General features: G+C 74.7%; 19 protein-coding genes. 11 read left to right on the top strand and 8 right to left on the bottom strand.

Features of this window, described 5'->3' with window-relative positions; genetic code table 11:
* Positions 1-195: 195 nt before the first annotated feature.
* On the top strand, positions 196-1,212 hold the full coding sequence (locus ND486_RS10650; RefSeq protein ID WP_251784182.1) for an alpha/beta hydrolase: 1,017 nt from the start codon (positions 196-198) through the stop codon (positions 1,210-1,212).
* An 80-nt stretch (positions 1,213-1,292) separates the two neighbouring features.
* Here ND486_RS10650 and ND486_RS10655 read toward each other — a convergent pair whose 3' ends face one another.
* Complete coding sequence (locus tag ND486_RS10655) at positions 1,293-2,087, bottom strand: PRC and DUF2382 domain-containing protein (protein ID WP_251784184.1); 795 nt, start codon at positions 2,085-2,087, stop codon at positions 1,293-1,295.
* A 296-nt stretch (positions 2,088-2,383) separates the two neighbouring features.
* On the opposite strand from ND486_RS10655, the gene ND486_RS10660 reads away from it, so the two are divergent.
* The 6 genes from ND486_RS10660 (at position 2,384) to ND486_RS10685 (ending at position 9,365) form a co-directional block, all read left to right on the top strand.
* Complete coding sequence (locus ND486_RS10660; protein ID WP_251784187.1) at positions 2,384-3,316, top strand: hypothetical protein; 933 nt, start codon at positions 2,384-2,386, stop codon at positions 3,314-3,316.
* A gap of 109 nt (positions 3,317-3,425) precedes the next feature.
* Positions 3,426-5,123 carry a GNAT family N-acetyltransferase gene (locus ND486_RS10665; protein WP_285898583.1) on the top strand — a complete coding sequence of 566 codons (1,698 nt, stop codon included), beginning with the start codon at positions 3,426-3,428 and terminating at the stop codon, positions 5,121-5,123.
* Between the two features lie 25 nt (positions 5,124-5,148).
* Complete coding sequence (locus ND486_RS10670; RefSeq protein WP_251784188.1) at positions 5,149-6,336, top strand: esterase family protein; 1,188 nt, start codon at positions 5,149-5,151, stop codon at positions 6,334-6,336.
* Between the two features lie 13 nt (positions 6,337-6,349).
* Positions 6,350-6,622, top strand: coding sequence for a hypothetical protein (locus tag ND486_RS10675; protein ID WP_062397427.1), 273 nt, complete (start codon positions 6,350-6,352; stop codon positions 6,620-6,622).
* Positions 6,623-6,646: 24 nt separating this feature from the next.
* On the top strand, positions 6,647-8,692 hold the full coding sequence (locus ND486_RS10680; RefSeq protein ID WP_251784190.1) for an NAD(+) synthase: 2,046 nt from the start codon (positions 6,647-6,649) through the stop codon (positions 8,690-8,692).
* A gap of 388 nt (positions 8,693-9,080) precedes the next feature.
* On the top strand, positions 9,081-9,365 hold the full coding sequence (locus ND486_RS10685) for a hypothetical protein (RefSeq protein ID WP_208820499.1): 285 nt from the start codon (positions 9,081-9,083) through the stop codon (positions 9,363-9,365).
* 44 nt (positions 9,366-9,409) lie between these two features.
* Here the strand turns inward: ND486_RS10685 and ND486_RS10690 are convergent, their stop codons facing one another.
* Positions 9,410-10,753 carry an MFS transporter gene (locus ND486_RS10690; RefSeq protein ID WP_224401529.1) on the bottom strand — a complete coding sequence of 448 codons (1,344 nt, stop codon included), beginning with the start codon at positions 10,751-10,753 and terminating at the stop codon, positions 9,410-9,412.
* 279 nt (positions 10,754-11,032) lie between these two features.
* On the opposite strand from ND486_RS10690, the gene ND486_RS10695 reads away from it, so the two are divergent.
* Positions 11,033-11,815: a hypothetical protein gene (locus tag ND486_RS10695; protein ID WP_251784193.1), complete on the top strand. Its 783-nt coding sequence runs from the start codon at positions 11,033-11,035 to the stop codon at positions 11,813-11,815.
* Between the two features lie 46 nt (positions 11,816-11,861).
* On the opposite strand, the gene ND486_RS10700 is transcribed toward ND486_RS10695, so the two are convergent.
* Positions 11,862-13,988, bottom strand: coding sequence for a PhoX family phosphatase (locus ND486_RS10700; protein WP_251784195.1), 2,127 nt, complete (start codon positions 13,986-13,988; stop codon positions 11,862-11,864).
* A 264-nt stretch (positions 13,989-14,252) separates the two neighbouring features.
* Positions 14,253-14,990, bottom strand: a complete 738-nt coding sequence (locus tag ND486_RS10705; RefSeq protein WP_062397435.1) for a response regulator transcription factor — start codon at positions 14,988-14,990, stop codon at positions 14,253-14,255.
* Between the two features lie 269 nt (positions 14,991-15,259).
* Between ND486_RS10705 and ND486_RS10710 the strand changes: the two genes are divergently transcribed.
* A complete protein-coding gene (locus tag ND486_RS10710; protein WP_251784197.1) occupies positions 15,260-16,765 on the top strand; it encodes a GAF domain-containing protein in 1,506 nt (501 codons plus the stop codon).
* A gap of 14 nt (positions 16,766-16,779) precedes the next feature.
* Here the strand turns inward: ND486_RS10710 and ND486_RS10715 are convergent, their stop codons facing one another.
* From ND486_RS10715 to ND486_RS10730, 4 genes are all read right to left on the bottom strand, one after another.
* Positions 16,780-20,544: an ABC transporter ATP-binding protein gene (locus ND486_RS10715; RefSeq protein ID WP_251784434.1), complete on the bottom strand. Its 3,765-nt coding sequence runs from the start codon at positions 20,542-20,544 to the stop codon at positions 16,780-16,782.
* A gap of 373 nt (positions 20,545-20,917) precedes the next feature.
* Positions 20,918-21,778 carry a hypothetical protein gene (locus tag ND486_RS10720; RefSeq protein ID WP_251784200.1) on the bottom strand — a complete coding sequence of 287 codons (861 nt, stop codon included), beginning with the start codon at positions 21,776-21,778 and terminating at the stop codon, positions 20,918-20,920.
* Complete coding sequence (locus ND486_RS10725; protein WP_251784202.1) at positions 21,778-22,719, bottom strand: ATP-binding cassette domain-containing protein; 942 nt, start codon at positions 22,717-22,719, stop codon at positions 21,778-21,780. Before ND486_RS10725 ends, ND486_RS10720 begins: the two co-directional genes overlap by 1 nt.
* 142 nt (positions 22,720-22,861) lie before the next feature.
* Positions 22,862-23,461, bottom strand: a complete 600-nt coding sequence (locus ND486_RS10730; protein WP_251784204.1) for a TetR/AcrR family transcriptional regulator — start codon at positions 23,459-23,461, stop codon at positions 22,862-22,864.
* Positions 23,462-23,742: 281 nt separating this feature from the next.
* Between ND486_RS10730 and ND486_RS10735 the strand changes: the two genes are divergently transcribed.
* Together ND486_RS10735 and ND486_RS10740 are read left to right on the top strand one after the other, a co-directional pair.
* Entirely contained in the window at positions 23,743-25,302 is a 1,560-nt protein-coding gene (locus ND486_RS10735; protein WP_251784206.1) for a long-chain-fatty-acid--CoA ligase, read from the top strand.
* A 98-nt stretch (positions 25,303-25,400) separates the two neighbouring features.
* A complete protein-coding gene (locus ND486_RS10740; RefSeq protein ID WP_073578604.1) occupies positions 25,401-25,820 on the top strand; it encodes a Fur family transcriptional regulator in 420 nt (139 codons plus the stop codon).
* Positions 25,821-25,834 lie beyond the last annotated feature (14 nt).

A 25,834-nucleotide genomic window follows, 5' to 3' on the forward strand; every position in this document is an offset into this window, starting at 1 on the left:
CGGCGCTGCGACCCGACGCTGCGGCGCGGCGTGCGGCGCCTCGTCCCGCTCCCCGGCGCCGCTCCGCCGGTGATCCGTGCCGCGACGAGCGGCACGCAACGGCACCCGGTGCCACAATCGACGGTGAAGATCGGGTAGACGCGGGAGGCCACCGTGCATCGTCGGGTACGTGTCGCACGAGGAGCCCTGCGCGGTGTGCTGGCCCTGCCGAAGCCGGTGAAGCGGGCGATCGCCGGCCCGCCCGTCCGGCGCGACGGCCAGCAGCTCGACCTCGACATCCAGCTCCTGCTGCGGCTGCTCACCCCGCGCCGGCCGCAGCCCGTCCCGCCGCCGGAGCAGATGCGGGCGGGCCAGTCGTTCGTCGACCGTGTCGTCGCCGGGCCCGAGGAGCCGGGGGTGCGCCGCGAGGACCGCACGGTCCCCGGTGCGGTCGCCGACCTGCGGGCGCGGCTGTACGTGCCGCCGCCGGGACCCGACGTCGTCGACGGCGCGCTGCTCGTCTACGTGCACGGCGGCGGTTTCGTCGCCGGTGACCTGGACACCCATGACGAGCTGTGCGCGACGCTGGCCGCCGAGTCCGGCGCCCGGGTGCTGTCGGTGGACTACCGGCTGGCGCCCGAGCACCCGTTCCCGGCCGCCGTCGACGACTGTCTGGCCGCGTTCGCGCACGTCACGGCGCACCCGGAGGAGTTCGGGGCGGCCCCGGGCCGGATCGCGGTCGGCGGGGACTCCGCCGGGGCCGGCCTGGCGCTGACGGTGGCCCGCGAGACCAGCCGCGACGGCGCCGACCCGGCCGGGCGTCCGGTGTTCTGCCTGGCGTTCTTCCCGGTCACCGCGCTCGACGGGCACACCCGCTCACGCGAGCTGTTCGGCGACGGGTTCCTGCTCACCGGCGAGGCGATCGAGGCGATGGCGGGCTGGTACGTGCCCGAGGCGATGCGCGACGACCCGCGGCTGCGGATCGCCGAGGGCGACCTGTCCGGGATGCCGCCCGCCTACGTCGCGACCGCCGGGTTCGACCCGCTGCGCGACGAGGGCGAGCACCTGGTCACCCGCATGCGGGAGGCGGGCGTCCCGGCGACGCTGCGCCGCCACCCCGACCTCGTGCACGGCTTCGCGACCTCGCTCGGGATCGGGGTGCGGCCCCGCCAGGCCGTCGCCGAGGCCGCCGGGGCGCTACGGACGGCGTTCGCCCTGCTCGGCGCGACCTGACCGACCCCCGACATGGGCCCGGCGCGTCACCGGGCCCGAGGTGCGGGCTCCGGTGACGCGCCGGTGGCGCGGTGCGTCGCTCAGCTGCGGCGCTCGTCGCGGGGCAGGGCGTGCTGCGGGTCGTCGACCTCGATGCGCTCCTTGCGCACGGTGTCGGAGACCTTCTCGTCCTCGGTGACGGTGCGGGTGCCGAGGCGCACCTTCTCGACGGCCTCGGTGGTCTTGTCGACGACCGGGCGCTCGCGGTGCAGGGTCACCTCGTGCTCGGCCTCGCCCATGGCGCCCGGGCGGGCCTTCGCCTCGGTGCCGTCGATCGGCTCGCGCTCGAGGCGGACCTCCTCGTGCGACACCGGGACGGTGACGGTCTGGTCCTCGGTCACGACGTACTTGCGCAGCGCGACGCGGCCGGTCTCCTCGGTCTCGGTGCCGACGCGCAGGTTCTCCTCGTGGCGGACCATCGCGTCGTCGCCGGTGCGGTCGGTGCGGTCGGTGCGGTCGCGGTCGGTGCGCTCACCGGTGGCGTGGCGGGCGTCCGTGCGGCCGTTGCCGTTGCCGTTGCCGTGCCCGATGCCGTAGTGGCGGTAGAGCTCGTCCTCCTCCGACCCGGTCAGGCGCTCGTCGGAGCGGCCCACGTGCGGGCAGTCCTTGACCGCCTTCTTCTCCACGCCCAGCGCGACGTCGCGGTCGTGCACGTCGGCGTTCTGCAGCGGCACGAAGCTCTCCTTGGTACCGAACAGCCCGGTGTTGACCGTGGCCCAGGTCGGGTCACCGCTGCGCTCGTCCAGGTAGATCTGGCCGATCTTGCCGACCTTCTCGCCGTGGTTGTCGACGACCTGACGACCGATGAGCTCCCGGGTCATGTCCTTCGTGATCATGCTGCTCTCCTCCGTGGCTCGGTGCGAATGCTGTCGAACACCGGTGGGGTCGGCCCGGAACCGCCCCGACATGCGGCGGACGCCCCGTTCCCCGTCGTCCGTGTGACCGTCGTCATCCACCCGGCCCCACGGGATCGCTTGTGCGACAACGCTGGGTGTAGCGCGTTCCCGTCGCGGGCGACCCCGGACGGCATGTTTGGGACGGTCTGTTCTGGACTTGATCTAGGACGTTCCCGACGACGGGGACGGATCATCCCGCCGCCGGGTCCCCGGAACCGGCGTGGAATCGTGGTGACGTGCTCGCCGGGACCGCACTGCTCCCGCTCGGGTCGGCCGTCACCGTCACCGCCGTCGCGGGCACGGCCGCGCTCACCCTCGTACTGCTCGTGCGCCGCTGGTCCCGCTGGCGGCCCGCGGTGCGGGCGGCCGCGCTGCCGGCCGTGGTCGGGCTCGTCGTGCTCGCCCTCGCGGTGGGGACGAACGCCTGGTTCGGCTTCTACCCGACGCCCGCCTCACTCGCCGCCGGACCGGACCGCGGCGGGCTGCCCGCGCCACCCGCCCCGCCGGTCACCGGCCCCGGCCGGGACACCGTGCTGACCGTCGACGGCGTCGACGTGCCCGCGCACCTGCCGCCCGGCTACGACGAGCACCTCGCCCACCCCGTCCTGGTGTGGACCGGGCCCGCGGACGGATCGGCCGCGGTCGACGCCGCCGTCGACGCCGCGGTCACCGCGGGCCGGATGCCGGCCGTGGTGGTGCTGTGGACCGACCGGGTGCCGGTGTCCCGGCTGCGCGCCGCCGCCGTCGCGGCCGGCTCGCCGGTGCTGCGGACCGACCGGGCCGCGTGGGCCCTCGCCGGTCCGCCCGAGGGCCCCGGGTGCCCGCTGGGCCGGGCGCTCGCCGAGCGCGCCGACGTCGCGACGGCGGCGGGGCCGCCCGGCGGCGACGGCTGCCCGGCCCCCGCGTCCGGTTCGCCCGATCCGTTGGACCTGGTCGTCGTGCGCACCGCGGCGACGCAGGATGACCCGGTGCCGGACGCGCCGCCGCCGGGCCCGGCGCTAGCGTCGGGGTCGGTGACCGCGGCGCCCGGGACACCGGCGGCCGACGTCGTCGCCGCGGAGCTGGACGCGCTCGGCGCCCGGCTGCCGGCTCCGGTGGCCCGCTCGGGCGTCGCCGGTGGTCCGCCACCGGCGACGGGATCGACAGGAGGAACGCGTGACGGGCTCTGAGGGCTCCGGCCCGCCCGGGACCACCGGGGACGAGCACCGGGACGAGCACGGGGACGTCCGCACCCGCGGAGCGGCGCCGGCGCCGGACCCGGAGGCCCGCAGACGACGGCTGTCCGAGGCCGCCGTCGTCCGCGCCGTGGTGTGGGCGGCGCGGATCGTCGGTGCGCTGACCGTCGTCGCGGCGGTGCTGCCCGCGCCGCGCCGGGTCATCGGCAGCGAGCTGCGCAGCACCCTGGGCCTGCCCGCAGGTCTGGGGCTGGCGTCGCTGGTCGTGACCGCGCTCGCCGGGGTCGGCCTGCTGCTGCTAGCCACCGGGCTGCGCCGGCGCAAGCAGCGCGCCTGGTGGGTGGCGACCGCGACGACGACGTTCCTCGTCGTTGTCAACCTGCTGCACGTGCTGGACCAGCGGCGCGGCATCGGGCCCGCGGTGCTGGTCGTCGCGCTGCTGGCGGCGCTGATCGCGACGCGCCGCTACTTCGTCGCCCGGCAGGACCCGGGAGGGCTCGGCCGGTCGGTCCGGTCGCTGCTGCAGTTCGGGCTGTCCGGCTTCCTCATCGTCTGGGTGCTGCTCGCGCTCAACCCGCGCCGGCTCGTCGGCGACCCCTCGATCGCCGCGCAGGCCGCGCACGCGGCGCTGTCGCTGATCGGGGTGACCGGACCGGTCGAGTTCCAGCAGCGCGCCGTGTGGCTCGACGACCTGACCTCGGCGATCGGGCTGACCTTCGGGGTGGTCGCGCTCGTCGTCGCCGGGTACCACCTCCTGCGCTCGCCGGAGCCGCGCCCGTCGCTCGACCCCGACGACGAGCAGCGCCTGCGCGCCCTGCTCGACCAGCGCGACGGCGACTCGCTGGGCTACTTCGCCCTGCGCCGGGACAAGGCCGCGGTGTTCGCCCACGGCGGCAAGTCCGCGGTGTCCTACCGGGTGCTCGCCGGGGTCGCACTGGCCTCGGGCGACCCCGTCGGCGACGTCGGCGCCTGGCCCGGCGCGATCGAGGCCTTTCTCGGCATCTGCACCCGCTACGGCTGGTCGCCCGCGGTGCTGGGCTGCTCCGAGCGCGGCGCGACCGCCTGGTCCAAGGCCGGTCTCGACGCCCTCGAGCTCGGCGACGAGGCGGTGCTGGAGACGGCGTCGTTCAGCCTGGACGGACGCCCCATGCGCGGGGTCCGCCAGACCGTCAACCGGATGCAGCGCAGCGGGCACACCGTCGAGGTGACGCGGCTGCGGGACCTCGACGAGACCGCACGGATGCGGGTCGCCGAGCGCGCGCACCGCTGGCGCGGCGCCGAGGACGAGCGCGGCTTCTCGATGGCGTCCTCGCGGGTCGCGGACCCCTCCGACCCGGACGCGGTGATCGTCACCGCGCTCCGCGACGGCGAGCCGTCCGGGATGCTGCAGCTGGTCCCCTGGGGCCGCGACGGGCTCTCGCTGGACCTCATGGTCCGCGACGCCGACGCCGACAACGGCGTCAACGAGCTGATGATCGCCGAACTGATGGCCGCCGCGAAGGACCACGGCGTGAAGCGGGTGTCGCTGAACTTCGCGATGTTCCGCTCCGCCCTGGAGCGCGGCGAGCGGATCGGCGCCGGACCGGTCGCCCGCGGCTGGGCCCGGGTGCTGCGGATCGCGTCGCGCTGGTGGCAGATCGACTCGCTCTACCGGTTCAACGCGAAGTTCCGCCCGAGCTGGTACCCGCGCTACGTGCTGTTCCCCGCCGTCCGCGACCTGCCGCGGGTGCTGTTCGTCGTGCTCGAGGCCGAGGGCTTCGGCGGCCGACCGCCGGCGCTGCTGCGGCTGCTGCGCCGGTGAGCCGGGTCCGCGCGGGGGCGGCGCCGTGATCCACGCCTCCGAGCTGCGCCTCGACGTCGTCGCCGCGGTGGTCGTGCCGGCGGTGGCGGCGGTGCTGCTGCTCGCCCTCACCGGTGGGGCGTGGCACCGGCTGCGCCGGGTGGCCCGGACGCTGCTCGTGGCCGTCTCGGCCGTGGCCGTGCTCGCGGCCGCCGGGGCCGGGGCCAACCTCCTCGGCGGCTTCTTCCCCACCGTCGGGTCGTTGGTCGGGTCGTCCCCCGACCCCGGCGAGGGCTCGGTCGCCGACATCGGCCCGGACGGCGCGGGCCTCGACGCGGCGATGCCGCTGGTCGCCGCCCGCTCCGCGCAGGGGCTGGGCTCCACGCTGCACATGACCCTGCACGGGGCCGTGTCCGGCATCGACCGCGACGCCGACGTCTACCTCCCGCCCGGCTACACCGAGCACGCGCGGGCGCGGTTCCCGGTCGTCGAGTGGCTGCCCGGGTTCCCCGGCGAGCCCCGCGAGGTGGCCGCGCTGTTCGAGGTGCCCGACGTCCTCGACGCCGCGATCGCCGCGCACCGCATCCCGCCGGTCGTGATGGTGGTCCCCGACATCAACGGCGAGCCCCGGTTCGGCCACGACCAGGAGTGCGTCGACGCCCAGCACGGCGCGGCCGACGACACCTACCTGACCACCGACCTCGTCGACTGGACGACCCGGCACCTGAGGGTGCGGCCCGACCGCGGCGCCTGGGCGCTGGCCGGCTGGTCCTCGGGCGGCTACTGCGCGATGAACCTGGCGCTGCGCCACCCGCGCACCTACGCGCTCGCGGTCAGCCAGAGCGGCTACGACCGCACCCCCGACGACGTCGTCACCGGGGAGCTGTTCGCCGGGCGGCCCGACCTGGCCGCCGCCAACGACGTCGTCGCGCTGCTGGGCGAGCGGCCCGCGCCCCTGGCGATGCTGGTCACCGCGGGCTCCGACGAGCCCGAGGAGCGGGCCGCCGCGGACCGGATCCGCGCGGCCGCCGCGCCGCCGGTGACCGTCGACACCCGGCTCTACCCGGGTGGCGGACACAACCAGAACGCCGTCCGCGCGCAGCTGCCGGACCTGGTGGACTGGCTGGGTGCGCACCTGCTGGGGCCGCTGGTCCCGCCCGTGACGCCGGCGGGTGTCACGATCGACGACGGGCCCGGCGTGCCGCAGCGTGTGCTGCCGGTGCCCGACCCCTAGGAAGGAGACACACGTGGTCTGGGAGGGAGTCGGCACCCTGCTGCTCGTCGGCGGGCTGCTCGCCGGGGTGGTGTGGATCGTGATCGCTGCTGGCGTCGGGGAGATACCGAAGGTGCTGCACGGCCTGGCGCTGTGGCTGCTGGTGCCGCTGGCATGGCTGGGCTCGCTCGGGGTCGTGCTGGCCGGCGGGTCGGTCGGGGCGGGCTGGGCGGTCCTGCTCGGGCTGCTGCTCGCCACCGGGGTCGCCTGCGCGGCGGCGCGGATGCTGGCGGGTCGGCGGAGCTGACCACCCACCGGTCAGAATGACGGCGTGGACTTCCGCTCCGTCTACCGCCACCACTTCCTGCGCACCGCCGCGGCGACCCTGCACACCACGATGGCCGACCCGGCCGCGAACGTCGCCGCCGTGCTGGAGACCGCCCGGACCTGCGCCGACGACGGCGTCGGGCTGGTGGTGTTCCCCGAGCTGACGCTCTCGGGCTACTCCATCGAGGACGTCCTGATGCAGGACACGCTGCTGGAGACCGTCGAGACCGGGCTGCTCTCCCTCGTCGAGGCGACCGCGGACCTGCTGCCCGTCCTCGTGGTCGGGGCACCGCTGCGGTACCGCCACCGCCTGTACAACTGCGCGGTCGTGATCCACCGGGGCCGGATCCTGGGCGTCGCCCCGAAGTCCTACCTGCCCACCTACCGCGAGTTCTACGAGCGTCGCCAGACCGCCCCCGGGGACGACGTCCGCGGCGCCTCGATCCGGCTCGGCGCCACCGACGTCCCCTTCGGTACGGACCTGCTCTTCGCCGCCGAGGACCTGCCCGGCTTCGTGCTCCACGCCGAGGTCTGCGAGGACTACTGGGTGCCGATCCCGCCGTCGGCGGAGGCGGCGCTGGCCGGGGCGACGGTGCTGGCGAACCTGTCCGGCTCACCGATCACGGTCGGCCGGGCCGACACCCGGCACCTGCTGTCGCGCTCGGCGTCGGCGCGCTGCCTGGCCGCCTACGTCTACGCCGCCGCGGGTGAGGGCGAGTCGACCACGGACGTCTCGTGGGACGGCCAGACCATGATCTACGAGAACGGCGTGCTGCTCGCGGAGTCCGGGCGCTTCCCGCAGGGCGCGCGGCACGCGGTCGCCGACGTCGACCTGGACCTGATCGCCGGCGAGCGGCGCCGCCAGGGCACCTTCGACGACAACCGCCGCACCCACGCCGCCCGCACCGACGCCTTCCGCACGGTGGCGTTCCGGCTCGATCCGCCCGGCCACGACATCGGCCTGCGCCGCACCGTGGAGCGTTTCCCGTTCGTGCCCGCCGACCCGGCGCGCCTGGAGCAGGACTGCTTCGAGGCCTACTCGATCCAGGTCGCCGGGCTGGAGCAGCGGCTGCGGGCGATCGGCCAGCCGAAGGTCGTGATCGGTGTGTCCGGCGGGCTCGACTCCACCCACGCCCTGATCGTCGCGGCGCGGGCGATGGACCGGCTCGGCCGCCCGCGCACCGACATCCTCGCCTTCACCATGCCCGGCTTCGCCACCTCCGACCACACCCGCAACAACGCCGTCGCACTGTCCGAGGCCCTCGGCGTCACCTTCGCCACGATCGACATCACCGGCACCGCGCGGACGATGCTGTCGGAGATCGACCACCCCTTCGGCCGGGGCGAGCCCGTCTACGACGTCACCTTCGAGAACGTCCAGGCCGGGCTGCGCACCGACTACCTGTTCCGGCTGGCGAACCAGCGCGGCGGGATCGTGCTCGGCACCGGGGACCTGTCGGAGATCGCGCTCGGCTGGTCCACCTACGGCGTCGGCGACCAGATGTCGCACTACAACGTCAACGGCGGCGTCCCGAAGACGCTGATGCAGCACCTCATCCGCTGGGTGGTCTCCTCCGAGCAGTTCCCGCCCGAGGTGTCGGCGGTGCTGCGCTCGGTGCTCGACACCGAGATCACCCCGGAGCTGGTGCCCTCGGACGGGACGACCGAGGTGCAGTCCAGCCAGGCCACCGTCGGTCCGTACGCGCTGCAGGACTTCACGCTCTGGTACACGCTGCGGCACGGCTTCCGGCCGTCGAAGATCGCGTTCCTGGCCGGGCACGCCTGGTCCGACGCCGCCGCGGGCCAGTGGCCGCCCGGGTTCCCCGACGACGAGCGGCCCGCCTACTCTCCCGCCGAGATCCGGCGCTGGCTGCAGGTCTTCGCGCGACGGTTCTTCCAGTTCGCGCAGTTCAAGCGCTCCGCGCTGCCGAACGGGCCGAAGGTGTCCGCGGGCGGCGCGCTGTCACCCCGCGGGGACTGGCGGGCACCCTCGGACCTGTCGGCGACGATCTGGCTGGACGAGATCGAACGCGAGGTCCCGGCCGGCTGAGGGCGGCCCGCCGCGGGGCGCGACGCGGACGCCGCAGCACCCGGGGTCCGGACGGGGGTGACCCACTGGGCCGTCCGGCGGCGACGACGGGTGAGCCGATCACACGTCCGGCGCAGCGGTGGTGCGTGTCGTCGTGTCGCCGGCACCGGTCGCCGATCGGCGGCACGGTTCACCGAGCGGGCGGGGCCGCCCTGTGCCGCCGGGGCGGCGTCACACCGGGCGGCTGGACCGCCGGAGGGCCCCGGCGCTATTCCGCACACCCCTCGCGAGCAGCGGGAACACCCGGTCCTGAGTGGACCGACGGACCCCGGACGACGGGCCCCCCGCCCCGCCGGGGGCGGGTGAACCCGACCACTACTGTCGCCCGCATTCGACCTGGAGGTGAGTCGTGGCACTCGCGAACATCCTGTCCGAGATGCCGGATCTGCTGGAGCGGACCCTGGCGGAACACACCCCCGACGCGCAGGGCTTCTGCCGTGAGTGCCGGGACGCGACGGGGGTCAGCGCCACCTGGCCCTGCGTGACCCGCGAGCTGGCCGAGCAGGCCCGCTCGATGTCCTCCGGCGGCCCCGGCACCGTCGACGAGCGGCCCGCCGAGGGCACCGTGGCCGGGCGTCGCCGGGCCCGGGACCTCTCGGCCCCGCTCGGCAACGGCCGGCACCGCTCGATCTAGGCCGCCCCGGCGCCCCGGACACCACGTCCGGGGCGCCGTCGTCGTCAGGACAGCCGGGCCGGCGCGTCCGGGCGGTGCGTCTCCCGGATGAGCAGCACCGCGACCAGCGAGATCACGGCGACGACGACCATGTAGGCCGCGACCGCCATCGACGTCCCGTAGCCCTGCTGCAGCGCGGCGGCGATCAGCGGTGCGAACCCGCCGCCCAGCACGGCGCCCACGGCGTAGGAGAACGAGGCGCCGCTGTAGCGGAAGCGGGCCTCGAACATCTCCGCGAACAACGCGGACTGCGGGCCGTAGGACAGGCCCAGCCCCACCGTGAGCACGACGACCGCGACGACCATCGCGGCGAACCCGGTGGTGTCGAGCAGCAGGAAGAACGGCACCGGCCACACCACGAGCAGCACCGAGCCCACCAGGTAGGCGCGCTTGCGGCCCACCCGGTCGGACCAGACCGCGCCGGCGACGATGCTGACCAGCCAGCTCAGCGAGCCGATGATCACGACGACGATCATGGTGTTCCGCGGGACCTCGAGCACCTGGGTGCCGTAGGAGAGCAGGTAGGCCAGGAAGATGTAGCCGATCGCGTTGTTCGCCACGAAGCTGACCGAGGCCAGCACCAGCTCGCGCGGACGGTGCCGGAACACCTCCAGGATCGGGGCGCGGCTGCGGCCGCGGTTCTGGCGCAGCATCGCGAAGACCGGGCTCTCCTCCACCCGCAGCCGGATCACGAGCCCGACGACGACCAGCAGGATCGACAGCAGGAACGGGATCCGCCAGCCCCACGCGGCGAACTGCTCGGGGGTGGTCAGGTTGGACACGACGAGGAACACCAGCTGGGCCAGGATCAGCCCGGCGGGCACCCCGATCTGCGGGAACGAGCCGTAGCGCCCGCGCCTGCCGGGCGGGGCGTGCTCGACCGCCATCAGCGCGGCGCCGCCCCACTCACCGCCGGCCGAGAGGCCCTGCAGCAGGCGCAGCACGACGAGCAGCACCGGCGCCGCGACGCCGATCTGGCCGTAGGTGGGCAGCAGGCCGACGCCGACGGTGGCCACGCCCATCAGCAGCAGCGAGAAGACCAGCATCTTCTTGCGGCCGAGGCGGTCGCCGAAGTGCCCCCACACGATGCCGCCGAGCGGACGCGCCACCAGGCCGACCCCGAGGGTCGCGAACGCGGCCAGGGTGCCCGAGGCCGCGGACATCGTGGTGAAGAACTGGCTGTTGAACACCAGGGCCGCGGCCGTGGCGTAGATGAAGAAGTCGTACCACTCGATCGTCGTGCCGATCGCGCTCGTCGCGGCGACCCGGCGCACCTGCCCGGGCGCGGAGCCGGTCGTGTCGGCGGCACTCGTCGGGCCCGCGCCGGGCCCGGCCTGCTGCTCGGTCATGCGTCCTCCCCTGCCCCGGGACGGCGGTGTCCCGGACAGCGCTACTTTGCACCGAACGTCCGGTCGGGTAAAGACGTCCGGGGTGCCCGATCCGCGCCACTCGTCGCACGGCCGGGTGCGGTCGCCGCCACGAACGGTCCGCGAAGATCGGACATCACGGGACATTCGCTACCGTCCGGTCACTGAACACGCGGTCCGGTACCCCCGACGGGCCGGGATCCCCCGATCCCGACGCTCCCCCGCAGCCCGGCCGGTCCGCGTGCCGGAGGAGAGACCGTCGTGCCCCGACACCGACATCGGGCGCAGGCCGGGCTGCGGCCCGGTCTGCGTCACGTCGCCACCGCGGCCGCCGTCGCGAGCGGCACGCTCGCCGTCGTCACGCCCGTGACCGGGCTCGGCCTCGGGCCGGCCGAGGCCGACCTGCGCCTGGCCGCACAGGACGTGTCCGACGGCCGGGACGACGACGGCCCCGGCGCTCCGTCCGCCGAGGCCGCGGCCGCCGCCGGGGGACTGCGGGACACACCCGTGCTCGGCGCCGAGATCGTCCGCGACGCGGGCCTGCTCGACCCCGCCGCGGACGCGAGCCTCGCCGCGGCCCGCAAGGCCCAGGACCTCGCGCAGGAGGCCGCCGAGCAGGCCAGGACCGCCGCCGAGCTCGCCGCCCGCGGGCTGGGCGATCCGTCGTGCGGGCTCGACCTCGACGACCTGGGCCGGGTCAAGGCCTGGGTGTCCGACGCCGCGGAGTTCCTCGGCTGCGCCTACGGCGAGACCGACCTGATCGGCGTCGCACAGCGCGAGAACGCCTCCGACCACCCGACCGGACACGCCCTGGACATCATGGTGCGCGGGCAGAAGGGCGACCGCATCGCCGACTGCGCCCTGGCCAACGCCGACGAGCTCGGCGTGAAGTACGTGATCTGGGAGCAGCGCATGAACGACGGCTCCGGGTGGTCGACGATGGAGGACCGCGGCGGGGACACCGCGAACCACTACGACCACGTGCACATCTCGTTCGACAAGCGCGCCGGGTCCGGCGAGCCGGACCTCGGCCGCTGCGCCTGACCCGCAGCCCGATCCGCGGCGGTGCACGGACCGGGCTGCGGTGGTCTCAGACGCCGATCTTCGCCGGGCGTCCGTCCTTCAGGTGCCGGATCGCGGCGACGGCCGGACGCGGCTGCGCGGCTCCGCCGTCGGGCCAGTGCGACGCGGGCCTCTCCGGTGAGGCGTCGTCGACGTCGCCCGGGTGCTGCACCGAGACCAGCACGAAGTTCTCGGTGACGACCGGCCCGCAGCACTCCGACCCGACCGGGACGCTGGCGAACAGCCGGGTCGAGCCGCGCTGCGGCCCCTCCAGCACGACGCCGTAGAGGCCGTCGTTGATCTCCAGCGCCTGGCTGGAGTCGGTCGAGACCCACAGGTTGCCGTAGGGGTCGAACGCCACGTTGTCCGGCGAGGTGATCGGGCTGACCTGGGACTTGTCGAACCCGCCGAAGTAGGTCGACGGGTCGTCGGGGTTCCCGCAGACCAGCAGGATGTTCCAGGCGAACGTCGTCGCCGCCGGGTCGTCACGCGTCTCGGTGAGCTCGATGACGTGGCCGTGCTGGTTGGCGTTGCGCGGGTTCGCCTCGTCCGGACCGGCCTTGGCGCCCGCCTTGCCGCGGTCGGAGTTGTTGGTGCAGGCGATGTAGACCTTCCCGGTGCGCGGGTTGGGCTCCACGTCCTCCGGGCGGTCCATCTTCGTCGCGCCGACCCTGTCCGCGGCGAGCCGGGTGAACACGAAGACGTCGGCGACGCTCATGCCGTCCACGTAGGACGTCGTGGTCGAGGCCAGCGGCTTCCACTGCCCGGAGCCGTCGAAGCGGCCGTCGCGCGGCAGCGCCCCGGTGCCGGTGATCTCCGCGGCCGGGCTGTCCCCGGTGAACGTCGCGACGTAGAGCGTGCCCGACGACAGGAGGGTGGCGTTGTGCTCGCGTGCGGCCCGGCTGTGACCACGGCGCATCCGCTTGTCCGACACGAACTTGTAGACGTAGTCGAAGCGCTCGTCGTCGCCCATGTAGACGACGGGGCGCCCGTCACGGGTGAGCGCGACGGTGGCGCCCTCGTGCTTGAAGCGGCCGAGCGCGGTGTGCTTGACCGGCTTCGAGCGCGGGTCGTGCGGGTCGATCTCGACGATGTAGCCGAACCGGTTGGCCTCGTTCGGCTCCTGCGCGAGGTCCCAGCGCGGGTCGACGGTCTCCCACCGGCGCTCCGAGGACCCCTCGGAGATGCCGTAGCGCTTCGCCCGCTCGTCGGTGACCGGGCCGGAGGCGAAGTAGCCGTCGAAGTTCTCCTCGCCGGACAGGAAGGTGCCCCACGGAGTGGTGCCACCGGCGCAGTTGCCGATCATGCCCTTCACGCTGCGCCCGGTCGGGTCGGCCTTCGTGCGCAGCACCTCGGCCCCGGCGGCCGGGCCGTCGAGCACCATCTCGGTGTCGGCGGTGATGCGCCGGTTGAGCCTCCCGGCGCGGTCGTAGCGCAGCTCGCCGGTGCGCAGGTCGCGGGTCACCTCGACGACGCCGCCGCCGTGCGCGGCCATGCCGATCCGGATCTGCTCGGGGGTGGGGGCGTCCTCGTCGTACCCGCGGAACATCAGCGGCTCGAGCGTGTACTCGTGGTTGGAGAACATGACGTAGCGGCGGCCGGGGCCGTCGATCGGCAGGATCCCGCAGAAGTCGTTGTTGTAGCCGAACTGGCGGGCCTGCGCGGCGGCGGTCTGGTTCTCGAAGTCGAACTCCGGCGCGTCCGGGAACATCGGGTCGCCCCAGCGGATCACGACGTTGCTCGCGTAGTCGACCGGCACGCGGATCGCGTCGTCGAGGTTCGGCGCGACCGTCTCGTACTGCAGCCCGCGCGGGGGCCGGGCCTGCACCGGAGCGGCCACGTCGGCGCCGAGCGGGTGGGCCGGCGCGGCCGGGGTGGGCTCGGCCGCCGAGGCGGTGCCGGCCAGGGCCACACCGGCCCCGGCGCCCAGGCCGATCACCGCACCGGCGCGGAGCATCCCGCGCCGGTCGAGCACGGCCTGCATGACGTCACCGAAGTAGGCGTTCGACGACGGGTTGGGCTCGGGCCGGGAGCAGGCGTCGCCGCACCGGTAGCGGCAGGTGAGGCCCTGACGTCCGTGCCGCACGCGGTCGAGGAGCGGGAGGGCACGGCGGGGGCCGGCCTGGGGGGCGTCGCCGGGGCAGCTGTGGGCCACGGTCGTCCTCCTGGGGTCGTGGTGGGATGACGCGGTCCGGTCCGGTCCGTTCGGAACCGTCCGTTTCCTCCGCATCCCAGCACCCCCGTTCTCCCGTGGGGTGAGGAGAAGGTGGCCGCCGGGTGAACGCATCCCCGGAAGGGGTGGTGTCGACCACGCAACGCGACCGGCGCGGTCACCCGTCGGGTGACCGCGCCGGTCGCGCGTGCGCTGGACGAGGGCACGGACCGGGGCGGGCGCGTGCCTCGCCCCGGCCCGGCGGGATCAGACGATGCCCTGGCGGGCGGCGGTGTAGACGATCTCGGTGCGACGACGGACCTCGAGCTTGTCGCGCAGGTTCCGCACGTGGAACTTCACGGTGGCCTCGGAGATCCGCAGCCGGGTCCCGATCTCGCGGTTGGACAGGCCGACGGCGAGCAGCCGCAGGACCTGGTTCTCGCGGTCGGTCAGCAGCGAGGTCTTGCAGAGGTCCGGCGTGGGCGACGGCGCCGGGTCGGTGTCGCGCAGCACCTGCAGCGGGCCGGCGCTCGCGGTGCCCGGGTCGAAGACACCCTCGCCGCGCAGGACCGTGCGCAGCGCCCGCACGATCTCGGCGGTGTCGGCACCCTTGCGCAGGTAGCCGTGGACACCCAGGCGGACGGTGCGCATCATCGAGTCGCGGTCACGGCAGCCGGTCAGCACGAGGATCTTCACCCCGCGGCAGCGCTCCAGCAGCGCGCGCACCAGGTCGAGGCCGGGCCGCTCGTCGCGGGCGAACTCGATGTCGACGATGATCGCGTCGGGGCGGGCGCGCTCGGCGGCCATCAGGGCGTCGCGCGGGGAGGCTGCCTCACCGGCCGGGGCCAGGTCGGGCTCGGCGGTCAGCAGGGCGCGCAGCCCGTGCCGGACGACCGGCTCGGAGTCGACGACGAGTACCCGGGCCGCGCGGCGGATCACATCCGCGCCGTCGGCCCCGCGGCCGGCACGCAGATCGGTGGCCTCACGAACGGCTTCGAGCGTCATCGCTGTCCTCCGGTGGATCTGTTGCGTCATCGCAGGAACGCCACCCGGCGTCCCGATGCGGCAAACCGTAAGGAGCGCCACGTTGCCCCCACGTTGCGCGCGATCGAGCGACGTCGCATCCCGCCCCGGTCACGAGGGGTCGAGCCCCCGAGCAGCGGGTATGCTCACGACCCCGGGACGGTCCACCGATTCCGGGACGGTCCCGCGCCGGCGCGGGACATCACGTGGGAGCAGGGCACGACGTGCCCCCAGCCGTGACGGGAGGCGACGTGAGCGGAGCCGAGGGCGGTACGTCCCCCGAGGAGATGGTCGCCGACGCACATCGCCTGCGGCGCATCTACGACGACGGTCTCGGCGCCGGCGGTTCGGCGGGCACCCCCCGCCCGGTCGTCTCGGACTCGTGGCAGCGCAGCCTGGCCGCGCACGTCGACCCGGAGGGCCGACTCCCCCCGCTCATCTATCTCGCCGACGAGCTGAAGGAGGTCCGAACCGGCCACCCGCTGCACGCGGTGATGCCGCTGCTCCGTTCCACCCTCGTGAGCATCGCCGACGAGGCGATGCACGTGATGCTCGTGACCGATGCCGACGGCACCGTCCTGTGGCGCGACGGCGCGCACGGCCTGCTGCACTCCGCCGACGACGTCGGACTCGTCGAGGGCACCCGCTGGGCCGAGGAGACGATCGGCACCAACGCGATGGGGACGGCGCTGGCCGTCGACGAGCCGGTCCGGATCCACTCCGCCGAGCACCTCGTCCGGACCTACCACGACTGGACCTGCGTCGCGGCCCCCGTGCACGACCCCGACACCGGCGACACCATCGGCGCGATCGACATCTCCGGGCCGCTGCACACCGTGCACCCCGCGCTGGTGCAGCTGGTGACGGCGACCGCGCACCTCGCGGAGAACCAGCTGCGGGTGCGGCTGGCGATCGCCGACGAGCGGCTGCGGGTCAAGAACATGCCGCACCTCGCGGCGCTGCGCGGCTCCGAGGGCGCCCTGCTGTCCGCGAGCGGCCGGGTCATCGCCAGCGAGCCCTACGGCCTGTTCCCCGAGCGGATCCGGCTCGACGACGGCGTCGACCGGGTGCAGCTCGGCGACGGCCGGGAGATGGCCGTCGAGAGGCTGGCCGAGGGCTACCTGCTGGTGCCGCCGTCGCGGCGGCGCGGGCGCGTCGTCCCGACGGCGCCGACCGGTGCGCCCCGCCCGCTGGAGCTGCGCTTCACCGGCGGGGCCGGTCCGCGCGTCACCCTCGACGGCGAGGAGTTCGCCGCCACCCTGCGCCCGGCGGAGATCCTCACCGCGCTGGCGCTGCACCCCGACGGGCTCTCCGGCGAGCAGCTGACCCTGATGCTCTACGGCGAGGACGGCAACCCGACCACCGTCCGCGGCGAGATCCACCGGCTGCGGTCGTCGCTGGGCGCGGAGCTGCTGCTCACCCGCCCCTACCGGCTGGCGGCCGGGCCCCAGGCCGACTTCCTGCGGGTCCGCGCGGCGCTGCGCGACGGCCGGGTCTCCGACGCGCTCGACTCCTGCCACGGCGAGCTGCTGCCCCGCTCCGACGCGCCCGCCGTGCGCGAGCTGCGCGACGAGCTCGTGGTCGGGCTGCGGCACGCCGTGCTCGCCTCGGACGACGTCGCGCTCCTGCACCGCTTCGTCGTGCACCCGCTGGGGACCGACGACCTGGAGGTGCACGAGCTGCTGCTGGACCTGCTGGACCGGGACGACCCGCGCCGCGCCGCCGTCGCCGCACGGGCCGAGCACCTGCGGGACTGACCCCCGGGCCGCGCTCAGGTCTGTGCGGCCAGCGGGCTGTCCGGCTCGGGCTCCAGCTCTCCCGCGCGCCACAGGGCCGCGTAGCGACCGCCCGCGCGGACCAGCTCGTCGTGCGTGCCCTCCTCGGCGATCCGACCGCCGAACAGCACCACGATCCGGTCCGCCCGCCGCGCGGTCTGCAGCCGGTGGGCGACGACGAACGCGGTCCGCCGCGACGCCACCCGTTCCCCCGCCGCCAGCACGGTGGCCTCGGTGGCCGGGTCCAGTGCCGCGGTCGCCTCGTCGAAGATCAGGACGTCCGGGTCGACCAGCTCGGCCCGCGCCAGCGCGACGAGCTGCCGCTGCCCCGCCGACAGGCCCTGCCCCCGCTCCCCCACCGGGGTGCGGAACCCCTGCGGCAGCGCCCGCACCAGGCCCAGCGCCCCGACCGCGCGGGCCGCGGCCTCGATCCGCTCCGGCGGGGCGTCCGGTCGGCCGTAGGCGATGTTCGAGGCGACGTCACCGGTGAACAGGTGCGCCTCCTGCGGGACCACCCCGAGCCGCGCGCGGTACCCGGCCAGCGGGAAGCGGCGCACGTCGACGCCGTCGACGCGGACCTGGCCGTCGCCGGTGTCGTAGAACCGGGCGATCAGCTTGATCAGCGTCGACTTGCCGGCGCCGGTCGCGCCCACCAGCGCGACGGTCTCGCCCGCCCCGACGCGCAGCGACACGTCGTCGAGGGCGGGGGCGTCCACCCCCGGGTAGCGGAACGTCACGTGGTCCAGCTCGACCTCGCCGCGCAGCCGCGGCGGCACGGGCGCGGGCCGCTCGGGCTCGTCCGGGACGGAGGTGGGCGTGCGCAGCAGCTCCGAGATCCGGTTCAGGCCGACCCGGGCCTGCTGGTAGCCGTCGAACACCTGCGACAGCTGCTGCACCGGGCCGAAGAACAGGGTCAGGTACAGCAGGAACGCGGTGAGCACGCCCGGGGTGATGTCCCCGCCGACGATGCGGGTCCCGCCGACGAACAGCACGACCGCCGTGGCGATGTCGGACAGGAACGCCACGAACGGGAAGTAGGTGGCGATGTAGCGCTGCGCGCGCAGCCGCGACCGGCGGTAGGCGTCGGAGCGCTCGCCGAAGCGGTCGTAGCTCAGCTCCTCGCGGACGTAGGCCTGCGCGATGCGCACCCCGGACACGTTCTCCTGCAGGTCGGCGTTGACCACGCTGACCCGCTCGCGGGCCTCGGCGTAGGCGCGGGAGGAGAACCGGCGGAACACCACGGTGCCGACCGCGAGCAGCGGCAGCAGCCAGCCCAGCGCGTACAGCGCGAGCTGCGGGTCGGTGAGCACCAGCGCGGTCGCGACCCCGCCGATCGTCAGGAGGCTGACGACCGCCTGCGCCAGCCCGGTCTGCAGGAACGTGGACAGCGCGTCCACGTCGGTGGTCATCCGGGTCATGATCCGGCCGGACAGCTCGCGCTCGTAGAAGTCGAGGCCGAGCCGCTGCAGGTGCGCGTAGCTGCGCAGCCGCAGCAGGTAGAGCAGGCTCTCCCCGGCCCGGGCGGTGACCAGCGTCTGGAACCCGACGACGACCGCGTCCAGCACGACGATCAGCAGCCCGGCCAGCGCCGCCAGCAGCAGGACCCGGGTGGCGCCGTCGGCGATGCCGTCGTCGACGGCGATCCGGGCGATGCTGGGCAGGGCCAGGGTCGCCAGCGCGTCCGCGGTCATCAGCGCGACGCCGAGCACCAGCAGCCACCGCACGGGGCGCAGCAGCGAGGACAGCCGGAACGCGGGATCGGGGGCGGTCGGGTCGTCGTCGCCGCGCAGCCGGGGTGACTCCTTCGCCGGGGGCAGCTTCGCGACGGACTCGAGCAGCTCGGGGGTCGCGCTGATCCCACCGGCCCAGCCGGCCGCGCCGCCGCCGTCGCGGGTCAGGGCCCGGTCCGGGTCCTCCTCGATGCTGACCCGCGGCCACAGCTCCGGGGTGACGGCCGGGCCCACCGGTGCATCGGCGAGTACGCGGGCGCCGGTGCCGGTGCCGGGTGCCGCCTCGTGGGCGGCGGGCTCGCGGGTACCGCCGCCGAGCTCGTCGGCGGGGCCGGTGGCGAGCAGCTCCCGGAACAGCGCGCACCGGCCGCGCAGCTCGTCCTCGGTGCCGGTGTCGACGACCCGGCCCTTGTCCAGCACCGCGATCCGGTCGGCCAGCGCCAGGGTGGACCGCCGGTGCGCGACCAGCAGCGTGGTCCGCTCGGCGGTCAGCTCGTGCAGGGTCTCGTGGATCGCGGCCTCGGTCGCGGTGTCGACCGCGGAGGTCGCGTCGTCGAGCACGAGCACCCGCGGCCGGGTCAGCATCGCCCGGGCCAGCGCGATCCGCTGCCGCTGACCGCCGGACAGGGTCAGGCCGCGCTCGCCGACCTCGGTGTCGTAGCCGTCGGGCAGGTCCTCGACGAACGACGCCACCTGCGCGGCCTCGGCGGCGGCGCGGATCTCGTCCTCGCCGGCGTCGGGCCGGCCGTAGGCGATGTTGTTGCGGATGCTGTCGGAGAACAGGAACGCCTCCTCGAACACCACCCCCAGCTCGGCGCGCAGGTCGTGCAGCCGCAGGTCGCGCAGGTCCACCCCGCCGATCGCGAGACGCCCGGCCTGCGGGTCGTAGAAGCGGGGCAGCAGCAGGGCCACCGTCGACTTGCCCGAGCCGGGCGGACCGACCAGGGCGAGGGTCTCGCCGGGTTCGACGCGCAGGGAGAGCCCGTCCAGAACCGGATCGGGGGCGGCGTCGCCGTCCGGGCCGGAACCCGCGGGCTCGTAGCCGAACCGGACGTCGTCCAGCTCGACGGTCAGCGGGCCCTCGGGCAGCGCGGCCGGACGCTCCGGGTCGACGATCCCCGGTGCGGCGTCGACGATCTCGAAGACACGCTCCGCCCCGGCCCGGGTCAGCTGCGCGGTGACCACGAGCGCGCCGATCAGCCGGGCGGGCCCGACGAGCATTCCGACGTAGGTGGTGAACGCCAGGAACGTGCCCAGGTCGATCGTGCCGCGGGCGGCCATCCAGCCACCGACGCCGATCACTGCGACCTGTCCCAGCCCGGGCAGCGCGAGCAGCATCGGGTTGAGCCGCGCGGTCAGCCCGGCGGCCCGCAGCCGCTCGCCGTAGAGCCGGCGGGCCCGTCCCTCCAGCGTGGCGGTCTCGCGGGCCTCCTGTCCGAATCCCTTCACCACGCGCACGCCGGTGACGGTCTCCTCGACCTGCTGGGCGATCTCGGCGGCCCGTTGCTGCGCGGACCAGGTGGCCGGGAACAGCCTGCGCCGGATGCTGTTGGTCGCCAGGAACGCCAGCGGCAGCATGACCAGCGCGACCACGGTGAGCAGCGGCGACAGATACAGCATCGCGACGATCGCGACGACCACCAGCACCACGGTGCCCGCCGACAGCGGCACCATCGACAGGAAGCCCTGCACCAGCTGCAGGTCGGAGATGGCCCGCGAGGCGACCTGGCCGGTGCGCAGCCGGTCCTGGCGGACGCCGTCCATGCGCTGCACCGCGCCGAACACCGCGCGCCGCAGGTCGTGCTGCACGTTCAGCGCCATCTTGCCGCCGAGGTAGCGGCGCACGAAGGCACCGACGAACTTCAGCACGCCCAGCACCAGGAGCCCGCCGACGACCGGCGTGAGCACGCCGGTGTCCCCGCCGATCGCGCCGTTCACGCCCTCGCGGATCAGCAGCGGACCGATCGCCTCCAGCCCGACGCCGAGCATCGACGCGACGAGCGCACCGACGGTGACGCGGCGGTGCCGCATGCAGGCCGTGGCCAGTCTGCGGATCCAGCCGGGGCGTGCGGAGGGGTGGGGAGAAGGCACGTCGCCAGGCTATGCCCGCCCCCCGACAACCGGCCCGGCGACGCCGCCCGGCGCGGGGCCGGCGGGCACCCGCCGTCGACGACGGCCGCTCTCCCGCACCGCCCACCGGACTCCCGGCCACCGCCGCCCCTGCGCCGCCACCTCGTCGCTCCGGACCCGCGCCGTCGATCAGTACACGAGCGCGGCCGGGAGCCGGGCGGACGACGCTCATGCGCTGATCGACAGGGCTACGGCGGTGCTCACCGCGGGAGGCGGCTCGGGAGCGGCGTCCCGTACGTACGGCAGCGCCGGGCCCGGGGGCCGCCGGCTCGTCTCAGGTGATGTCCCGCCGCGCCCCGACGACGGCGGCCAGTGCGATCCCCGCGGCCGTCCAGACCGCCAGGACCAGCAGCCCGACCCAGCCGGGCGGCGGGGCGCTGACCCCGGCCAGGAACTCCAGGACGAACTGCGACTGCGCCCCCAGCCCGGCCGAGCTCACGACCGGCTCCCAGATCGCGAGGTCACCGGCGTTGCCGGGCAGGAACGGCGTCAGCCGGGCGAACACCGACGGGTCGCCGAGCGAGGACCCGTCGCCCGCGCGCAGCGCCCCGGCGATCAGGTTCTCCCCGATGAGCAGGTAGCCGACGGTGAGCGCGATCGCCCCGGCCTGGTTGGTCACCAGGGTCCCGACGGCGACGCCGAGCACCCCCCACAGCGCGCACACCAGGATGCCGATCGCGCCCAGCCCGGCGAGCCGCCCGAGGTCGGGCAGCTGCTGGCCGCCGAGCGCCGCACCGCCGAGCAGCGGACCGACCACGACGAGGAACAGCGCGTACAGCCCGGCGACGACGGCGGCGATCAGCGCCTTGGCCGCGAGCACCTGGCCACGGGACCCGGTCAGGTAGGCCAGCGTGACGGTGCGGTGCCGGAAGTCGCCGGTGCCCAGCAGCGTCCCGAAGGCGCCGCCGACGATCGCGGTCATGGTCAGCGCCGACGCCAGGCCGGCGAGCATCAGGATCGACGAGGTGTCGGTGGCCTGCGGCACGAGCAGCTGCAGGATGCTGCCGAGCAGGCTCTGGGCCAGCGCGAGCAGCAGCACCGGCAGGAACAGCAGCCACCACACCCGGGTGGACAGGGTCTTGCGGACCTCGGCGGTCAGGACCGCGCGGAAGCGGTCGAGGCTCACGGTCGCCATCAGCGCTGCTCCTCCCCGGCGAGCAGGCGCAGGAACATCTGTTCCAGCCCGGCCCGCTCCTCGCTCATGCCGTACACGGCGACGCCCGCGGCGAGCGCCAGGTCCCCGACGCGGACCGCGTCGGCCCCGCCGACGGCCAGCACGCCGTCGTCGACGCGGTCGATCTCGGTGATTCCGTCCGTGGCGAGCGCCTCGGCCAGCCGGGCCGGGTCCGCGGCGCGCACGAGCACCCGCGAGCCGTGGCCGGCGCGCAGCTCGGCGACGGTGCCGTCGAAACGGCAGGCACCACGATCGATGACGACCAGGCGCTGCGCGGTCAGCTCCATCTCGGCCAGCTGGTGGGAGGAGACGAGCACACTGCGCCCGGACGCGGCGAAGGCCTGCAGGAACGAGCGCAGCCAGGCGATGCCGTCGGGGTCGAGGCCGTTGCCCGGCTCGTCGAGTACGAGGATGCGCGGGTCGCCGAGCAGCGCGACGGCCAGGGCCAGGCGCTGGTTCATGCCGAGCGAGAACCCGCCCGCCGAGCGGTCCGCGGCGGCGGCCAGGCCGACCAGCGTGAGGACCTCGTCGACCCGCGAGTCGGGGACGCCGATCGCGGCGGCCGCGGCGCGCAGGTGCGCACGCGCGGTGCGCCGCGGGTGCACGCCCTGGACCTCCAGGACCGCGCCGACGACGCGGCCGGGCGAGGTCAGCGCGGAGAACGGGACGTCGTCGACGAGCGCGCGCCCGGTGCTGGGCACGACCAGGCCGAGGATCATCCGCAGCGTCGTCGTCTTGCCCGAGCCGTTGGGTCCGAGGAACCCGGTCACCGAGCCGGGCTCGACGGTGAACGACAGGTCGTGCACGGCCTCGACCGGGCCGAACCTCTTGCCCAGACCCTCGACGACGATCCGCCCGCTCCCGGCCGCCGTCGCCGGGTCCGTGGACGCGGTCTCCTGCACTCCGGCCTCCCGCCGTTCTCGCGTCGCGCCCCGGTTCGCACCGGGGCGTCGCCTGCCGGCCATCCTCGCCCAGCCCGGGATCCCGCCGGGAGGCGGCCCCGGCGCGGGACCGGCCGGACGGCGGCGGCCGGGACCACGACCGCTACGCGGTGGCGCGCACCGCCGCCTCGACCGCCGCGGCGAGGGTGTCCAGGTACGCGTCGTCGCACGCCGCCCCGGTGACCAGCACCCGGAACAGCAGCGGAGCGATCAGGAGGTCGACCGCGAGATCGACGTCCACCGACGGCGGGAGGTCCCCCCGCTCGACCGCCGCCCGCAGCATCTCCACGCCGACCTCCCGCCGGGGGCCGGCCACGTCCGCCTGCATCACCTCGGCGAGGGCCGGGGTGTGGCGGAGCTCGGCCAGCAGCGTCGGGACCACGTCCGCCACCACCGGGGCGGCCACCTGGTCACGCAGCTCCCCGAGCAGCTCCCGCAGGTCGCTGCGGAACGCGCCGGTCGACGGAGCGGGGGGCAACGTGTCGGCGACGGCCTGACGGACCAGGTCGGCCAGCATCTCCTGCTTCGACGACCAGCGGCGGTACAGCGCGGCCTTGCCCACCCCCGCACGCCGTGCGACGGCTTCCATCGACAGGCGGGCGTACCCGCCCGCGGCCAGCTCGGCGAAGGTCGCGGACACGATCGCCTCGGTGACACGAGGGCGTAGCACCGCTCCGCCGGTGGTGGCTCGTCGGACGGTCACACCCTCACCCTAGCGACCGACGGAACGCGTGCGTTCCGGCGACTGGTCGTCGACCGGCCACGTCGCCGACCGCACCCCGGCCGCGATCTCCTCCGTCGCGGTGGCGACCTCGTCGTGCGCCACCGCGACGACATCGGCCCCTTCGACCTGCGCCCGGCCTTCCCGCGCGCACCCGGGGTCCCGGGATCGGACCGATCCGGTCGGCACTGGCGCGAGACCGACGAAACGGACTTGAATGGCGTGCGTCACACGCTCAGCGACGAGCCCCGAGGAGCCACCCCGTGATCGACCCGACCAGCACCGTGTCCTCCCTGCTGCGCACCCACGCCACCGGGCGCCCGGACGACGAGGCCCTGCGCTTCGGCGACGTCCGCCGCACCTGGTCCGAGCTCGACGTCCGGGTGCGCAGGCTCGCGGCGGCCCTGCGCGCGGAGGGCATCGGCCCGGGCGACCGGGTCGCGGTGCTGGACCTCAACCACCCGTCGTGCCTGGAGCTGTCGCTGGCGTGCGCGTGGATCGGGGCGGCGAACGCGGTCGTGAACTTCCGGCTCGCCCCGCCGGAGATCGTCTACGTGATCGGCGACGCCCGGGCGCGGCTGCTGCTGGTCGGCCCGGAGTTCGCCGGAGCGGTCGGGCAGCTGCGGGAGAAGCTCACCGCGGTGGAGCGGGTGCTCCACGTGGGCGGGGACGCCGACGAGTACGAGGCGTTCCTCGCCGCACACGAGCCGGACACCGACCCCTACGACGCCGGCCCCGGCGACTGCTTCGTACAGCTCTACACCTCGGGCACCACCGGGTTCCCGAAGGGCGCGATGCTCACCCACGGCGCGATGCTGGCGCACGCCGCGCACGTCGCCGCGGACTTCGAGCTGACGCCGACCGACGTCGTGCAGGTCGCGATGCCGCTGTTCCACGTCGGCGGGACCAGCTACGCCTTCCTCGCGCTCGCCCAGGGCGCGCGGATCGTGATGGCCCGGATGCCCGACCCGGCGGCGCTGCTGGACATGGTCGCCGCGGAGGGCATCACGCACACGTTCTGGGTGCCCGCGCTGATGGGCGCGATGACCCAGGTGCCGGGCGCGGCCGACCGCGACTACACGTCGCTGCGGGCCATCTCCTACGGCGCCTCGCCGATGCCGCTGCCGGTGATGCGGGCGTCGCTGGCGCTGTTCGGCCCGAAGCTGCACCAGGTCTACGGGATGACCGAGGCCTGCGGCGTGGTCAGCTCGCTGGGCCCGGAGGACCACGGGGACCCGGCCGTCGAGCACCGGCTGGTGTCGGCGGGCAGGCCGATCACCGGCTGCACGATCGAGGTGCGCGACCCGGCGACGGGCGAGCGGCTCGGCACGGACGAGCCCGGGGAGATCTGGGTGCGGACCGACCAGCTGATGAGCGGCTACTGGGACAAGCCGGAGGCGACGGCGGCGGCGATCACCCCGGACGGATGGCTGCGGTCCGGCGACGGCGGCCACATCGACGCCGACGGCTACGTCTACGTCACCGACCGGATCAAGGACATGATCGTCTCGGGCGGCGAGAACGTGTACCCGGCCGAGATCGAGCGGGTGCTCGCCGAGCACCCGACCGTCGGCGACGTCGCCGTCATCGGAGTGCCCGACGACCGGTGGGGCGAGGTCCCGAAGGCCTGCGTGGTGGCCGCGCCGGGGGCGACCGTCGACACCGAGGAGCTGCTCGTTCACGCGCGCGCCCACCTGGCGTCGTTCAAGTGTCCGAAGACCGTCGACGTCCTGCCGGAGCTCCCCCGCAACCCGACCGGCAAGATCCTCAAGAAGGATCTCCGGGCACCGTTCTGGGCGGGCCGGGAGCGCAGCACCGTCTGACGTGGCGCCGGTCTCATACTGAGACACGCCGAAACTTGACCGACTCAAGAAAAGCGGGCAGTCTCGCCGCCGTGTCGAACGCATCGGACTACGAGGGCATGCTGCGCGCGGCGTCGCTGCGCGTGACGCGTCCTCGCCTGGCCGTGCTGCAGGCGGTGCACTCCCACCAGCACGCGGACACGGAGTCGATCATCCGTGTCGTGCGGGAGGACCTCGGGGAGGTGTCGCACCAGGCCGTCTACGACGTCCTGCGTGCGCTGCACTCCTCCGGGCTGGTCCGCAGGATCCAGCCCACCGGTTCCGTCGCGCGGTACGAGGCGCGGGTCGGCGACAACCACCACCACGTGGTGTGCCGGTCCTGTGGCGCCATCGCCGACGTCGACTGCGCCGTCGGCTCCGCACCCTGTCTCACCGCCTCCGACGACAACGGCTTCGTGATCGACGAGGCCGAGGTCGTCTACTGGGGCCGGTGCCCCGACTGCTCATCCACTGATCCCGAGAGGATGTCCCGTGTCTGACGAGCACCCCACCG

The sequence above is a fragment of the Pseudonocardia sp. DR1-2 genome, assembly GCF_023717215.1.
GTDB classification, from domain to species: Bacteria; Actinomycetota; Actinomycetes; order Mycobacteriales; family Pseudonocardiaceae; genus Pseudonocardia; species Pseudonocardia alni.